The sequence below is a fragment of the Clostridium sp. UBA5712 genome (assembly GCF_002419845.1).
Taxonomy (GTDB): domain Bacteria; phylum Bacillota; class Clostridia; order Clostridiales; family Clostridiaceae; genus Clostridium_J; species Clostridium_J sulfidigenes.
In genome coordinates, this window is the sequence record NZ_DIGW01000017.1 from 73143 (window position 1) to 90358 (window position 17216).

The 17216-nt window shown below is 31.8% G+C and carries 13 protein-coding genes; all 13 read right to left on the bottom strand.

The window, feature by feature from the left end; translation table 11 throughout:
- Positions 1–22: 22 nt before the first annotated feature.
- On the bottom strand, positions 23–1318 hold the full coding sequence (gene eno / locus B3B03_RS16330; RefSeq protein WP_035132373.1) for a phosphopyruvate hydratase: 1296 nt from the start codon (positions 1316–1318) through the stop codon (positions 23–25).
- 66 nt (positions 1319–1384) lie between these two features.
- Complete coding sequence (gene gpmI / locus B3B03_RS16335) at positions 1385–2911, bottom strand: 2,3-bisphosphoglycerate-independent phosphoglycerate mutase (protein ID WP_346877831.1); 1527 nt, start codon at positions 2909–2911, stop codon at positions 1385–1387.
- 20 nt (positions 2912–2931) lie between these two features.
- A complete protein-coding gene (gene tpiA / locus B3B03_RS16340; RefSeq protein WP_346848985.1) occupies positions 2932–3678 on the bottom strand; it encodes a triose-phosphate isomerase in 747 nt (248 codons plus the stop codon).
- Positions 3679–3860: 182 nt separating this feature from the next.
- Positions 3861–5057 carry a phosphoglycerate kinase gene (locus tag B3B03_RS16345; protein ID WP_346877832.1) on the bottom strand — a complete coding sequence of 399 codons (1197 nt, stop codon included), beginning with the start codon at positions 5055–5057 and terminating at the stop codon, positions 3861–3863.
- A gap of 103 nt (positions 5058–5160) precedes the next feature.
- A complete protein-coding gene (gap, locus tag B3B03_RS16350; RefSeq protein WP_035132381.1) occupies positions 5161–6168 on the bottom strand; it encodes a type I glyceraldehyde-3-phosphate dehydrogenase in 1008 nt (335 codons plus the stop codon).
- A 219-nt stretch (positions 6169–6387) separates the two neighbouring features.
- Complete coding sequence (locus tag B3B03_RS16355) at positions 6388–7428, bottom strand: sugar-binding transcriptional regulator (RefSeq protein ID WP_346848983.1); 1041 nt, start codon at positions 7426–7428, stop codon at positions 6388–6390.
- Between the two features lie 223 nt (positions 7429–7651).
- Positions 7652–9037, bottom strand: coding sequence for an RNA polymerase factor sigma-54 (gene rpoN, locus B3B03_RS16360; protein ID WP_346877833.1), 1386 nt, complete (start codon positions 9035–9037; stop codon positions 7652–7654).
- Between the two features lie 164 nt (positions 9038–9201).
- A complete protein-coding gene (locus tag B3B03_RS16365) occupies positions 9202–10143 on the bottom strand; it encodes an ABC transporter permease (protein ID WP_346848981.1) in 942 nt (313 codons plus the stop codon).
- Positions 10136–11212, bottom strand: coding sequence for an ABC transporter permease (locus B3B03_RS16370; protein ID WP_346848980.1), 1077 nt, complete (start codon positions 11210–11212; stop codon positions 10136–10138). Before B3B03_RS16370 ends, B3B03_RS16365 begins: the two co-directional genes overlap by 8 nt.
- A gap of 1 nt (position 11213) precedes the next feature.
- Complete coding sequence (locus B3B03_RS16375) at positions 11214–12743, bottom strand: ABC transporter ATP-binding protein (RefSeq protein ID WP_346877834.1); 1530 nt, start codon at positions 12741–12743, stop codon at positions 11214–11216.
- 231 nt (positions 12744–12974) lie between these two features.
- Positions 12975–14075 carry a BMP family ABC transporter substrate-binding protein gene (locus B3B03_RS16380; protein ID WP_346877835.1) on the bottom strand — a complete coding sequence of 367 codons (1101 nt, stop codon included), beginning with the start codon at positions 14073–14075 and terminating at the stop codon, positions 12975–12977.
- A gap of 217 nt (positions 14076–14292) precedes the next feature.
- The gene (gene grdD, locus B3B03_RS16385; protein WP_346848977.1) at positions 14293–15456 is read right to left on the bottom strand and encodes a glycine/sarcosine/betaine reductase complex component C subunit alpha; all 1164 of its coding nucleotides are present in this window, start codon (positions 15454–15456) and stop codon (positions 14293–14295) included.
- Positions 15457–15556: 100 nt separating this feature from the next.
- Entirely contained in the window at positions 15557–17095 is a 1539-nt protein-coding gene (grdC, locus tag B3B03_RS16390) for a glycine/sarcosine/betaine reductase complex component C subunit beta (RefSeq protein ID WP_346877836.1), read from the bottom strand.
- Between the last annotated feature and the right edge of the window lie 121 nt (positions 17096–17216).

Genomic DNA, 17216 nt, shown 5'->3' on the forward strand with positions numbered 1-17216 from the left:
ATGTTTTTATTATAGAAATTAGTTATCTTTTTATGTTAAAGAAAGATTTTAATCCTCTAAATTCAGCCATGTCACCAAGTTCTTCTTCGATTCTTAATAACTGGTTGTATTTAGCAACTCTCTCACTTCTTGCAGGAGCTCCAGTTTTAATTTGACCTGCATTTGTAGCTACTACTAAGTCAGCTATTGTAGTATCCTCTGTTTCTCCAGATCTGTGAGAAACCACTGCAGTATAACCAGCTCTTGCAGCCATTTCTATAGCATTTAAAGTTTCAGTTAAAGTTCCTATTTGGTTTAATTTTATAAGAATTGAGTTTGCAGTTTCTCTTTCAATTCCCATTCCAAGTCTAGACGTATTAGTTACAAATAAGTCATCTCCAACTAATTGAATTTTTTTACCTATTTTATCAGTTAAGTACTTCCATCCTTCCCAATCTTCTTCAGCCATACCATCTTCAATAGATATTATTGGATATTTTTCACATAATTCTACATAGTAATCTGCCATCTCATGAGGAGTTAACATTCTTCCTTCTCCAGCAAGATTATATTTTCCATCTTCAAAGAATTCAGAAGATGCTGGGTCAAGTGCTATGAAAGCATCTTTTCCTGGAACATATCCAGCTTTTTCTATTGCTTCGATTATAACTTTTATTGCTTCTTCATTTGATGATAAATCTGGAGCAAATCCACCTTCATCACCTACACCTGTTCCAAGTCCTTTAGCTTTTAAGATTCCTTTTAATGCATGATAAACTTCTGCTCCCATTCGTAAAGCTTCGCTAAAAGATGTAGCTCCTGCTGGCATAACCATAAACTCTTGTAAGTCCACATTATTATCAGCATGTTTTCCACCATTTAAGATATTCATCATAGGTACTGGTAAAACTTTAGCATTAACTCCACCAATATATTGGTATAAACCAAGTCCTAAGTAATTAGCTGCAGCTTTTGCACAAGCAAGGGACACTCCTAAAGTAGCATTAGCACCTAATTTTTCTTTATTATGAGTTCCATCTAATTCTATCATAGTCTTATCTATAGCAACTTGATCGAATATATTCATTCCAATTAATTCTTCTGCTATTATGTTGTTTACATTATCAACAGCTTTTAATACACCTTTTCCATTGTATAGAGATTTATCTCCATCTCTTAATTCAACAGCTTCAAATTGACCTGTTGATGCTCCTGAAGGTACTGCCGCTACCCCTACTGTACCATCTTCTAGAACAACTTCAACCTCTACTGTTGGGAACGCTCTTGAATCTAATATTTGTCTTGCATAGACATCAATAATTTCAACATATTGTTTCATTTTTTTTCCTCCTTCATATTATGTTTATAATAAATTTAGCATGGCTAAATATTTTAACTTAACAACTTAAATTAATGATTTTCCACTCATTTCACTTGGAATATCTAATTCCATCTTTGTTAAGATAGTTGGAGCAATATCTGCAAGTATTCCTCCACTTCTAAGTGTTCCTACTTCTTTACTTACGTATGTAAATGGAACCAGATTAGTAGTATGTGCAGTCATTGGTTTGCCTGTAGAGTAATCAATCATAGACTCAACATTACCATGGTCTGCTGTAATAAACACTGTACCATTATGATCTAGTACTTTATTTACAACCTTGCCTAAGCAATAATCTACAACTTCAATAGCCTTTACTGCTGCTTCAATAACTCCAGTGTGTCCAACCATGTCTGGGTTAGCATAATTTAATATAATTAAATCATATTCATCCTTTTCAATACTTTTTAATACTGCATCAGTAACTTCATAGGCACTCATTTCTGGTTTTAAGTCATAGGTTGCTACTTTAGGTGATGGAATCAATACCCTATCTTCACCCTTATTAGGTTCCTCTACTCCACCATTAAAGAAGAAAGTTACATGAGCATATTTTTCTGTTTCCGCAATTCTAAGCTGCTTTAATCCTTTGCTACTAACATATTCACCTAATGTATTCTCATAACTCTCAGGTTTATAAGCTATTTGTACATCCTCAATAGTTTTATCATATTGAGTCATACATACATAGGTTACATCTAAACTTTCTCTTTCAAAACCTTTAAAATCCTTATCTTTTAAAGCTCTAGTTATCTCTCTTGCCCTATCTGGTCTAAAGTTAAAAAATATTATGGAATCTTTATTTTTTATAGTAGCTACCGGTTTACCATCCTTCACAATTACACTAGGAATTACAAACTCATCTGTTTTATTATCATGATAAGCATCGTCTATAACTGCAAATGGAGAAGTACTAGTATTTCCTTCACCTTTTACCATTGCATTATAGGCCAATTGTACTCTTTCCCATCTATTATCTCTATCCATAGCATAATATCTACCAGAAATAGTTGCAATTTCTCCTATTCCCTCACTATCCATATGGTTTTGTAACTCTTCTATAAATATTTTTGAAGATGTTGGTGATACATCTCTTCCATCTAAAAAGCAATGAACAAAAACTTTTTTTACAGCCCTTCTCTTACAAAGAGTTATAAGAGCTTTTACATGATTTATATGAGAATGAACTCCTCCATCTGATAATAATCCTATTAAGTGAACAGCTGAGTTATTTTTTAACGCATCATCAATAGCAGTATTAAAAGCTTTATTTTCAAAGAAATCGCCATCTTTAATTGATTTTGTTATTCTAGTCAATTCTTGATATATTATTCTTCCCGCACCTATATTTAAGTGTCCAACTTCTGAGTTACCCATCTGCCCCTCAGGAAGCCCTACATCTAGACCAGAAGCTGATAATGCGGTGTGAGGATATTTAGCCTTTAATCCATCGTAGTTAGGCTTATTAGACTCTCTAACTGCATTTCCATCCACATTATCGCTTATTCCAAAACCATCCAATATCATTAGCATTACTGGTTTTTTATTCATAATATTTGACCATCCTTTTATTAGTAATTTACAATAGCTGCGAAATCTGAAGCTTTAAGACTAGCTCCACCTATTAATCCTCCATCTATGTGTTCCTTTGACATTTGCTCTTTTATAGTTGATGGCTTAACTGATCCGCCATATTGAATTCTAACTTTATATGCAACTTCTTCTCCGTATAACTTGCATATAACTCCTCTAATAAATCCTATTGTATTATTAGCATCATCTGCAGTTGCAGTTTTCCCTGTCCCTATTGCCCAAATAGGTTCATAGGCTATAACCATATTTTCAACTTGCTCTTTTTTTATTCCTATTAAATCTTGCTTTATTTGAGCACCTAATACTTCTTCAGTTATTCCTAATTCTCTTTGCTGTAAACTTTCACCTATACATAATATAGGTGTAATCTTGTGATGAAAAGCAGTCTTTAATTTTTTATTAATAGCTTCATCAGTTTCATTAAAATACTGTCTTCTTTCACTATGTCCAATTATAACAAATTTTACTCCTAGTTCTTTAAGCATTAATGGAGAAACTTCTCCTGTAAAAGCACCTGACTCTTCAAAATGCATGTTTTGAGCCCCAACCATAATATTGCTTCCCTTACATTCTTCAACTATTGCTGGTAAACTTAAAAAAGTGGGACAAACTACTACATCACAGCTAGCATCATTTACTAAAGGCTTTAATTCCTTAACTAAATTTACTGCTTCTTCTATTGTATTATTCATCTTCCAGTTTCCTGCTATTATTGCTTTTCTCATGATTAATCCTCCTATTAATAACTTTGCAACACATCTTTAATGATGCTAATATATCCAAGTTTTTTCCTTAAGAGACATATTACATTTTTTTCTCTAAATCAAATATAATATATTACTCTCGAAAAGGAAAGTAAATAAACAAGATTTTATCTTGTTTATTACTTTCTTTATAGATTTTACATTTATTTATCATTTAAAGCAACAATTCCTGGAAGTTCTTTTCCTTCTAAAAATTCTAAGGAAGCTCCGCCACCTGTTGAAATATGTGTCATTTTATCTCCTAGACCAAATATATTAACAGCCGCAGCACTATCCCCTCCACCAATTATTGTGATTCCATCACAATTAGCCATAGCTTCGCCTACTGCTATTGTTCCCTTATTAAAGTTTTCAAATTCAAAAACTCCCATTGGACCATTCCAAATAATAGTTTTAGATTTTGCTATCACTTCTGCATATAATTCTCTTGTTTTGGGTCCTATATCTAAAGCCATATATCCATCTTGAATATTTTCATCTTCTGTTATTACTGGATTTGCATTTTTATCGAATTCCGTAGCTACTACGTGGTCTATCGGTAAATATAATTTTACTCCTTTTTCTTTAGCCTTATCCATCATCTCTAGTGCATAATCAATTTTATCTTCTTCTACCCTTGATATACCCATTTTATAATCTTTAGCTTTCAGGAAAGTATATGCCATGGCTCCTCCTATAAGAAGATTGTCTACTTTCTCTAAAAGATTATTTATTACATTAATTTTATCTGATACTTTAGAGCCTCCTAAAATAGCAGTAAATGGTTTCTCAGCATTTTCTATAGCTTCTCCTAAAAACTTAAGCTCTTTCTGAATTAAATATCCGCAAACTGACTCTTTTACAAATTCAGTTACTCCTACTGTAGAACAATGTGCTCTATGTGCTGTTCCAAAAGCATCATTTACGAATAAATCACAAAGAGAAGCTAATTCCTTAGAATAATTTTCTTCATTTTTAGTTTCTTCTTTTCTAAATCTAGTATTTTGTAATAGTACTATATCTCCATCATTCATATCTAAAATAGCTGACTTTGCTTTATCTCCCACTACATTATCATCCGCTGCAAAAATTATCTTCTTATTTAATAGTTCACTTAATCTTGCTGCTACTGGTGATAGCGAAAGCTCTGGTTTAGGCTCCCCCTTTGGTTTTCCTAAATGTGAACATAATATAACCTTTGCATTATTGTTAACTAAGTACTCTATAGTAGGTATTGCTCCTAGAAGTCTATTTTCATCAGTAATTTTACCCTCTACTATAGGTACATTAAAATCACACCTTACTAAAACCTTTTTACCTTTCACATTGATGTCTTCTAATGATTTCTTGTTAAATGACATATTAAAATCTCCTTTTTTAAACTTATTGTAATAAAAATCTAGTTCAATCATAAATCATAGAACTAGATTTTTATTACATACCTATTTTAACACATTTTGAAGATTATAATCTATCTGCAACATATTTTGTTAAATCTGCTAGCCTATTTGAGTAACCCCACTCATTATCATACCAAGCTACTACTTTAACTAGATTATCTCCCATAACCATAGTTGATAATGCATCTACAATTGAAGATCTCTCATCACCTCTAAAGTCCATTGAAATTAATGGTTCCTCAGAGAAGCCTAAAATCCCATTAAGTTTTCCTTCTGCCGCTTCTCTTAAAGCCCCGTTAACCTCCTCTACGCTCACAGACTTACCAAGTTCACATACTAAATCAGTCATTGAAACTGTTGGTGTTGGAACCCTTACTGCCATACCATTTAATTTTCCTTTAAGCTGTGGTAAAACTAATGCGACCGCTTTTGCCGCTCCTGTAGTTGTTGGAATCATTGATTCTCCTGCAGCTCTAGCTCTTCTTAAATCTTTATGTGGAGCATCCAATATTTTTTGATCATTAGTATATGAGTGTATTGTAGTCATAAGCCCTTGTACTATACCAAACTTTTCATCCAAAACTTTTGCAAAAGGAGCTAAACAGTTAGTTGTACATGAAGCATTTGAAATAATATTATGATTTTTAGCATCATATTTATCTTCATTTACTCCCAGTACAATTGTTATATCTTCATTTTTTGCTGGTGCGGAAATTAACACCTTTTTAGCTCCAGCTTCTATATGAGTCTTTGCTTTTGTAGCATCTGTAAATAATCCTGTAGATTCTATTACAATATCTGCACCTTGAAGTCCCCATGGTATGTTTTTAGGATCTCTTTCTGCAAATATTCTTATTTCCTTTTCATTAACTATAATTGAATTCTCAGTAGCTTCAACTGTTCCATTGAATTTTCCATAAAGGGTATCATACTTCAAAAGATGTGCTAGTGTCTCAGGATCTGTTAAATCATTAATTGCTACAACTTCTATGTCATTTCCATATTTATCTACCAAAACCTTAAATACATTTCTTCCAATTCTACCGAATCCATTAATTCCAACTTTAACCATTATAAAATACCTCCAACATTTAATTTAATAATTTTTATATTAAACTTAATTGATATAAACAGATTTTTAGGAGATTTAATCCTAAAAATCCTTATCTAGAGATACATTTCCTTATATACATATTGATTTTAAAGCATAGAATCCTAAAAATCATAATATATTAATTTTAAAAACATATAAGTACTTTAATAAGTAACTCTAGGATAAAATCATTAAGTATTAACAACCAACTTTATTTAAAAATAGTTTTAAAATTTCTTTTGCCGTAGCTTCATCAGTAACTAATGTTGAATTTAATTTATCCATTTGTATAACCATGATAGCTTCTGCCTTTTCAACACCAGCTGCTACAGCTATTACATTAGGGATATTTTTAATTCTATCTTTAGTTATTCCAATTGAAGGCATAGAATATACAACCTCACCTTTGCTATTAAAATAATGTCCATAAGCTTCTCCTATAGCTCCTAATTCTAATATTCTTTCCTTTATGTCCTTACCTAGACTTCTCTTATCACACATATCTTTAGCCAGTCCTATACCATGGATAAGAATATTTGATTTCTCTATATGTTCAAAAGTTTCCTTAATATCTGATTCCTTAATCAACGCTTTAAAAGAATCACTACTTATGTTATCTGGAATATGTAACAATTCATAAGTAGCATCTAACTTATTTGCTAAAATCTCTACTAAGGTATTAGATTGTATTTCTGTTTCCTTTCCTATACCACCTCTTCCAGGTAAAACCTTTATATTTTTATATTTAGTCATTGGAAGGAAATTGTAAACTACCTCCTTAATTGTTCGTCCTCCTGTAAGGGATATTGTAATATCATCTTTAATAATACTTTTTAAATAATTACCCGCTACCCTACCAAGTTCAGTATATAATGAATTATCTTCTGTTACATTTCCGTTAATAACTATTACTTCTCTAACTTTAAGAATTTTCTTCAATTCCTCTTCTAAGTGATTTAACCCACTTAATTCCTTCATAAAAGCCTTAAGTCCAATAAAAACTTCATCACCTTCTTCAGTAATATACATACCAGAGGACTTAATATCAATTAATCCTTGAGTTTTCAATAGATTTGTTTCGCTTCTTACAACCCTTTCACTTAAATTCACTATGGTTGACAGCAGCCTTCTGCCTATGGGTTCTCTATACTTTATATTTTTTAATATGGTATATCGCATATCTAAAACTTCTAGCAATTCCGGCACTACTTTCTGTTGTAATTTCAATAACTTCTCCATCCTTCACCTCATTGACAAAATATGTCCCTATGGACACTATTTGTCCCATCAACATTTTAAACCTCTATTTATATTATATGCCAATATTCATTGTTTGTGAAGTACTTATGTTAATTTTAGTTTTATATAAGTTATATTTCTACATTCATCTACAATTTATACAAAAAAATAATTCCATATAAATCATAATAATAAATTAATGTTTCATATGGAATATCAAAATCTATATTAATCTTTTTCGTTGAGATGAGGATTTTATTCCTAACTCCTCTCGATATTTGGCTATAGTACGTCTAGATATATCTATGCCTTTTTCATTAACTAGTTTACATATAACTGAATCAGATAGTGGTTTTGACTTGTCTTCAGATTCTATTATATTCTTTATCATATCTTTTACACTAACAGATGATATATCTTGACTTAAAATGTTTACACTATTAGTAAATAAATCCTTTATTCTCTTAATTTCCCCTGTATGAAGAGCTACATATTTATCTCTAATAGCTCTACCAACCGTAGATTCATGCATATTTAGACTATTAGCTATATATTTAATAGTCATAGGTTTTATATAATTATTCCCCTTATCTAGATACTCCTCTTGATTTTTAACTATTTCCTCCATGACTTTACACAAAGTATTTTTTCTATTTTGTATACTTTTAATCAAAAACATAGCACTACTTATTTTGTCTTTTACATAATCTATAGCTTCCGAATCATTACTGCTATTAATTACATCTTTATATGTATTATTAATTATTAATTTAGGTAATAAATTATCATTCATTAAAACTACATATTCATCACTTATTTTTTTTACATAAACATCTGGAATCAAATATCCAATCTCTTCACCAGTAAAAAACCCCCTGGTAGGTTTAGGTTCCAATTTTTTTATTATATCTTCACATTCTTGAACTATTTTAGCCGAAACTCCAAGTTTTTTACCTATTAATTGATATTTTCCTTTTGATAACTCATATAAATAATTATTTATTACTTCCTCAACATAATTATTCATTATATTTTTCCTATGCAGTTGAAGTATTAAACATTCACTCAGTGACCTAGCACATATTCCAGGCGGTTCAAGTCCCTGAACTATATCTACACATCTCATCGCAGAATCCCTTGAAATACTCAGTTCTTCCATTAAATTATCTATAATCTTTTCATCTAAATATCCTCTATGATCAATATTATCTACAATATATCTACAAATACACTCATCTTGTCTATCTAAATTACTATGCATAACTTGTTCTCTTAAATAATCCTTAATAGTAGGCTTGCTACTTATAAAATTAAAAGGTGATACCAAATCATCTTCTTCATGTTTGTAGTATGATCTATCATTATAATTATCCATGGCCATGTCTCTAATTAATTCTCTATACTCTCTCAACTCATTATCAACTATTTCTTCTTTAGTTGTTTCTAAATTGTTTTCTACTTCCAAAACTACATTTTCTTGTAATTCCTTATCAATATGTTGTAAAAGTTCATAGGATGACATTTGTAATAACTTTATTGATTGTTGCATCTCCATTGTCATAATCAATTTTTGTTCCTGTGATAGCCTTAAATCAAAGCCTAAATTCATAAATATCCCTCCTACTCATATTAACTAATCATATCATAAATTATATGATATTTCTAACTAAATAGAGACAATCCATATTTCCCCGACAATAATTTATAAAAAGAGAGTTAGCCTATAACAAACTAACTCTCTAAACTATATTACAATTTAAATTAATTTAAATATTATCTACCATTCTTTTCATATGCTTCTCCTGAAGCAGCTGGAGCATTTGTTTTTCCTACAAAGCCAGCAAGTGCTAACATAGTTAATAGATATGGTATAATTGTAAACACTTCAGATGGTAATGACCATCCAAGCCCTTGGGCAAATATCTGGAATGATTCACCAAAGGCAAACAACAAACATGCTCCAAAGGAACCGATAGGTGTCCAGTTACCAAAGATTACAGCTGCTAAAGCAATGAATCCTCTACCTGCTATCATTCCTTCTCTATATATCGGTGTAACACCAATTGATAAAGCAGCTCCACCAAGACCAGCTAACATTCCTGATAATATTACACAAATGTATCTTACTAGGTATACATTTATTCCTAGTGTATCTGCAGCTTTTGGATGTTCTCCTACAGATCTAATTCTAAGTCCAATAGAAGTTTTGTAAAGTACAAAATGGGCTACAAATACCAATACTATTGCCATTATTACAAACCAGTTTAACCCAGATAAAATATCACCAATAATAGGAATATTCACAATGAATTCTGGTAAGTTGTAAGGAAGAAGGGTTACCAAGTCTGTTTGACCTCCCTTTCCATTGAATAATATATATATCAAGAAACTAGCTAGAGCTGTAGCAAACAAGTTAATAGCTGTACCAGAAATAACCTGGTCTGATTTTAAGTGGATACTAAGAACTGCATGAATTAATGCAAGTAATCCACCCGATACTAAAGCAAACACTATTCCTACTACAGGACTACCTGTTATATATGTTCCATATACAGCAAAAAATGCTCCTATGGTCATCATACCTTCAAGACCTATATTTACTACTCCTGAACGCTCAGAAAACACTCCTCCTAAGGATGTGAAAATAAGAGGTGTAGCTATTCTTAAAGTAGCTGTTATTAATGAAATGATACTAACAACAATTATATTATCCATTCATTATCTCCCCTTTCTTTTTCTTATTTCCAAAGTAAGTCACAATGTAATCTGTTGCTACAAATATAATAATTACTGATTGAATTAAAAATACTATTTCTTTTGGTATTCCACTAATTTGAAGAGCTCTTGAACTACTATTTAAAGCTCCGAACAATATGGCTGATAAAATACATGCTACTGGATTTTTCTTAGCTAACAGTGCTACTGCTATACCATCAAACCCATAGCTAGGAACCACCATAAAATCTTGAATTAAATGTTTCACACCAGCTACATGTGTAGCTCCACCAAGTCCAGCTATAGCTCCTGATAAAACCATAGCTAAAACTGCATTCTTAGCAACATTTACTCCACCATATTCTGCACCATGAGGATTTATACCAACGGCTCTTATCTCATATCCAATGGTAGTTTTCCATAATATAAACGCCATAATAATAGCTGTTATAATACCTATAAATAAACTTATATTAGCTGAACTTCCTTGAACAAATCTTGCAAGTTTTGCACTGTCTTCTATCATTGGAGTTGCTGATTTTCCATAAACTCCGAAAGAGGTTCTAAGTATAATATAGTTAGCTAAAGCTATAGAAATATAATTCATCATAATTGTATTTATAACTTCATTAGTTCCAAACTTAGCCTTAAGAAATCCCGGTATTCCTCCCCAAATTCCTCCTGCAACTATACCACTTACAATTATTAATGGAATGTGTACTATAGGACTTAATCCTGGTATGGTTCCTACTATAGCAGCTGCAACCATACCTAATACAAATTGCCCACCTACACCAATATTAAATAGTCCACATCTAAAAGCTACAGCATTAGCTACACCTGTAAAAATCAAAGGTGTCACTTCTGCTAATGTAGTCATTGCATTTCTTGATGTTCCAAAGCTCCCCTTCCATATAACCGAAACTAAATCAGTTAATGCTGTAAAGTACTGAGTTATTGAATATCCTTTTGCCCACATAACAAAAAATACTGATATAAACAAAGAAAGTATAACTGCTACTACAGGAAAGAGTATAGCTTTAATTGTATCCTTAACTTTACTACTCATTTTATTTCTCTTCCCCTTTCTTATCTAAGCTTCCACCAGCCATTAATATTCCTAGCTTTTGCTCATCTGCATCTTTTCTATCTAAAATATCTACTATTTCACCGTCATACATAACAGCAATTCTATCTGAAAGAGCTAAAATTTCGTCTAATTCTAAAGATACCAAAAGTACCGCTTTCCCTTTATCTCTCTCATCTACAAGTCTACTATGAATATATTCAATAGCACCTACATCTATACCTCTTGTAGGCTGAGCAGCAATTAATAATGTTGGGTCTTTAGAAATTTCTCTAGCTGCAATTAACTTTTGTTGGTTACCTCCAGATAAAGCAGATGCATTTACTTCATTACTAGGTGTTCTTACATCAAACTCTTCTATAAGTGTGTCACAATGTTTTTTGATAGCCTTATAGTCCATCATAATACCTTTATTAAATTCTTTGTTTTTATGAATTCCAAGAATAGAGTTTTCAAATAATGAATATTTTAGTATAAGTCCTCTTTTATGTCTATCTTCAGGAATATGTCCAATACCTGAGTCAATAATTTCTCTAGGAGATTTTCCATATAAATCTTTTCCATTTAATAATATTTTTCCATTGTGACCTTTTCTAAGACCTGTAAGTACTTCTAATAGTTCTGTTTGTCCATTCCCATCTACTCCTGCAATTCCTAAAATTTCGCCCCCATTAACAGTAAAGGAAACATTTTTCACAGCAGGAATACCTCTTTGATCATTGGCATATAGATTTTCAACCTTAAGAATTTCTCCTGTTAATTCAGATTCTCTTTTTTCTACCACTAAGTTTACCTTTCTTCCAACCATTAACTCTGCTAATTCATCAATACTAGTATCAGTAGTATTAACAATACCGGTAACCTTACCTCTTCTAATTATAGTAACTCTATCACTCATACTCATAACTTCTTTTAATTTATGAGTTATAAGAATGACAGATTTTCCTTCATTTTTTAAATTATCTAATATTTTGCCTAGTTCCTTAATTTCTTGTGGTGTTAGAACCGCTGTTGGTTCATCAAGAATTAGAATCTTTGCTCCTCTATAAAGAGCCTTAAGAATTTCCACCTTTTGCTGTTGTCCTACAGATATATCTTCAATAATAGCATTAGGATCTATAGAAAATCCATATTTATCTGATAATTCCTTTACATCTTTATATGATTTTTTTCTATCCATACATAATCCTTTATTGGGTTCACATCCAAGTACAATATTTTCAGCTACTGTAAAGTTGTGAACTAACATAAAGTGTTGGTGAACCATCCCTATTCCAAGCTTTATCGCTTCACTAGGATTGTTAATTTTAACCAAATTTCCATTAACATAAATATCACCTTTTTCTTGCTGATACAAGCCATAAAGTATATTCATTAAGGTAGTTTTTCCTGCACCATTTTCACCTAGCAATACGTGAGTTTCTCCTTGTAATAAATCAAAGTCTACACTGTCGTTTGCAATGGTACCAGGGAAAACTTTAGTTATACCTTTCATTTCAATTACTTTTTCCATTTCCCTTCCTCCTTATAATATTACCTACGTTTACATATTACATTAAAATACTTAACATTAGTTAAAATACGATATGCACTTTATAGAATCCATCTCCCATTATACCATAAAAATATTTCATTGAATATTATTTTTATTTTTCATACTATTTTACTTTCATAAAAATATACTATCAAAAGGTATAAAAAAAAGCTAGATGTAAAATCTAGCTTTTTATCTCTTTTTCATTGATTATTTAAAATCAATAACATCTTGTCTTGTAGCAGGCACTTTAATTTTACCTTCTTTAATTTGAGTTTCAAACTCTTCTGCTTTCTTAATTACATCAGCAGCAGTATTGTCTTTAGTTGTTGAAGACATTCCTACTCCACCTTCAGCAATTCCTAATTCAATATGCTTGGCTTTGAATGTTCCTTCAACAATTGATTTTGTTACATCATAAGTAGCATTATCAACTCTTTTCATCATCGAAGAAAGAATAACATCTTTAAATTCTGGAAGAGAAACTGCTTGATCTTTATCAACACCAATAGCCCAAACTTCTTTACCCGAATCTCTTAATTCTTTAGCAGCTTGGAACATCCCTGTACCAGCTCCTCCAGCTGCATGATATATTACATCACATCCAGCTCCGTATAGTGATATAGCTAACTCTTTACCTTTGTTTCCATCAGCAAAAGAATCTGCGTATTTAACTGTTATTCCTGGGTTCTTGCCATCTGCACTTATAAGTCCAGCAGCCGCTTCTGGATTAACAGCTTTAACTCCAGCTGCAAATCCTGTTTCAAACTTTTGTATTGTTTCAGTATCTTTTCCACCTATAAATCCAACTTTGTTAGTTTTAGTAGTTAAACCAGCTATAACTCCCATTAAAAAAGAACCCTCTTCTTCTTTAAATGTTACTGACATTACGTTATCAGCTTCAACTACAGAGTCTATGATACAAAGTTTTGAATCTTGGTTGTTTTTAGCTACATTAGCAACTGCATCATATAATTGATATCCAATTGCAAAAGTTAGATCAGAACCACCATCTATTAATGCTTGTAGGTTTGGTTCATAATCTTCTTTCTTTTGAGCTTCAACTGAAGTGTATTTAACTCCAAACTCTTCTACTGCTTTTTTAACTCCTTCATCAGCTGATTGGTTAAATGATTTGTCATTTAATCCACCTTCATCTGTTGAAAGACCTACTGATACTTCTGATTTAGGAGTATCTTTGCCTTCACTTGCTGTGCCTTTGTCATCGTTTCCGTTACCAGCGCAACCTACAAGTAGGGATGCAGTCATAGCAACCGTTGCCATAAGAGCAACTATTTTTTTCATTTTCATCTTAAACCCTCCTGAAATAAATAAGTAATATAAATATATAAAAATTTTTATTATAGTATGTATTATAACCTAATAAAAAATTTTTATCATGTAAATAAATATATTCAGTATTATTTAATTTCATATATTTATATGCTGAATATACCATAATTATCCGTAAAAATCAAATAAAATTGACTGTAGTCTTACAGTCAATTTTATTTTTATTATCTATATTTTAAGATACAAACTCTGCATTCTTTAATACCTGTTGAGCTTTTTCACCGTCTTCATCAGCTACAAGTACTATTGGCCCAGTACAACCCATTCCACTCTCTGAGTATATACCCTCTTTCCAAAGCGCTTTACATGCATTTTCAAGCTCTAGTATATCTATACCTGCTATAGAGAAAGTTACTACCTTTTTAGGTGGCATTTTTACCTCTTCCTCTTCTTGAGATTTGTTAGCTTTTTTTGTAGTCTTATCTATAAATTCTTTTAATCCAGCTACATTAGCTGACTTAAACTCATCCCTAGCTATATCCAAAACCTTGTTTTCTGCACAAGTTGCACAGAATCTTAATGCTTCTGCAATAAGCGGTGCTCCTGAAGCTCTAGAAACTATATTAACTAACTTATCATAGTTTTCTCCAATTCCAGGACCATATCCAGCTCCTACAGTTTCATAATTCCCACCTGTAGTAAATGAAGAGAATATCTTAATTAAAAGATTTCCTGTTAATGAATCACAAACCATAACGTCCGGTGTTCCTGCTAAAAGGTCATTTCCTCTCATTACAGCTCCACCATCAGCTCTTAATGATTCAGTAAAGGATATGTCATATCCACCTTCTTGAGTTTCTCTTAGAATTCTTTCTACTTGTCTAGCACCATCAAGATTTAGTATTCCAACTTTTGGATTTTTAATACCACTAGCTTTAGCTACAGATATCCCAGATATAGCATTTTTAACCATACCCTCAACTCTATTTGTAGAAGTAGTTCCTGTAGTTGTAGCAATTATCATTTCTTTTCCTTTTCCAGGAGTCATTACTTTACCTACTGTAGAAACTCCTATTGGAAAATCAAAGTGTTGTGTAACACAACCATCTAATTCTCCACACTCTAACATAGATGTCATTTTTTTATGACCTTCCTCAGCTGATTCTACTTCTATTACTTCAAAATCAGCATCTACTTTAGGTCCAATTAAAACTATATCAAAATCGCCATATTTTACTTTTGCAAGTTCAGCAGCTTTAACCATCTCTTCGACTCCATGTTCAGAACCTAGTATAGTTAAACCTATTCTAACTTTTTTCTTGAATTGTCCGCTTTTTATTCCTGTTGCTATATCATTAAATACTTCAGCAATCATTGCTTTAGTAGCATTTTGACTCATTTCTACACCCCGTTTCTTTAATAACCTCTTATATTTAAAGAGATAAATTAGTAATTGTTAAGATTCAGTAGGAGCAATTATCCTTCTGAGTTTTAAGGCTCTATTTATCAGAGTTCATTAAAAAGCTTGCAAAATCCTTCATGGCATCTGCTACCATTGATTTAACTTCTTCTTTACTAACACCTGACTCATTGTCTAGTTTTCCAGTATTCTTTTCAACTAGTATAGAAACTCCATCAAATAAGTTAGTCATTCTTCCTAAGAATAAACTTCCTTTTCCTACGATCATAAAGTTATTTAAAATGCCATCTTTTATGTGATCTATTCCATGTCCCACTATTGGCACTCCAGATGGTATATGTCCTTGAGTTGGAGCGTAACCTTGATATCCATGTTCTTTTATAAATCCTGGTAATTCTTTTCTATCTAATTGACCCTTCTTAACAGCTAAAGCACCAATCATTTTATAGTTTTGAGTTGGAACATCTCCAGCTCCTGCAGGTTCAGTTATATCTGGAGTTTGCATTTCTGGTGCATACTTATCTACATCTGTTACTTTTAATCCAGCTGCTGTTAATGGATCAAGTACTAATGCTTCAAGTACAGCTTGTGGAGAAGCACCATGGCCAATTGTATGTTTTCCAATTATGTCAGTTCTTAAAATTGGACTTACTCCATCATTTTCTGAAACAAGAATAGCAAATCCTCCTAAACAATCTTCAAGTACTGGTAATTCTTTTTTTATGTGATCCTTACCATTCATTCCAAGCTTCGCAGTAGCTCCACCTGCAATTACTAATACATTTTTAAATATTCCACTCTTAACAAGTGACGCTGCATTTATTAATGCATGAGTAGGTCCTGCACAGAATCCTCTCATATCTGAACCAGTAGCTCCAGAAAGACCTACAACTTCACCTATAGATTTAGCTACGTTTCCGCCGCCTCTTTGGTTCATATCTCCTATTGCTTCTTCTGAACATTCTATTATATAACCTATTTCTTCTACAGGAATATCTAAATTGTCAACTAGATGCATTCCAGCAAGTACTCCTGATGATTTAACTGCTAAATTTTCAAGCATATAGTGAGCTGAAAGGTTTGGATCAAACTCATGTGCTCTTCTTACACAACCAACAAGGTTTCCATCTACATATAATCCTTCTGCTCCAGCATTATTAACTAACTCTTCAATTTTAGCCATTTCATCCCCAGTAATTTTTCCTGCTTTTTCTTTTAGTAATGGATGATTAGCTAATTTTTCTTTTATAGTCTCAACAAAAGACTCTTCTAATAAAACTAAGTCAAATACATCAGATATCTTCATTAATCCATAGAATTCATCTTGTGGCATTATTTCGCCGTATTTACCAAATCTATTAGCATTTTCTACATTCTTTCCAACCCATGGTCTTGGCATTTCGCCTAACTCTTCTGGTGTAATGTTTCCTATATAAGTTTGATTTGGTGCATAAGCTACAACATCCTCAAAACTTCTTAAATTATTTTTTATAGCCTTTAAATATTCTGAATCTGGATTTGTTTGTTTTTCTAATGTTTGTGTAGTTCCATTATGTATTACCATATCTGGAGTATTCACTAAAATATAAGATGCTTTCTTTATAACTGGAAAATTCATTTTTAATTCAACCTCCCTTAATAATGTGCGTTTATAATAATTTATTTTGTAATTTGCACAATCTATAATAAATAGGTACAAACTATTCATTGTACATTGTGCAAACTAGACATCTTCTTAT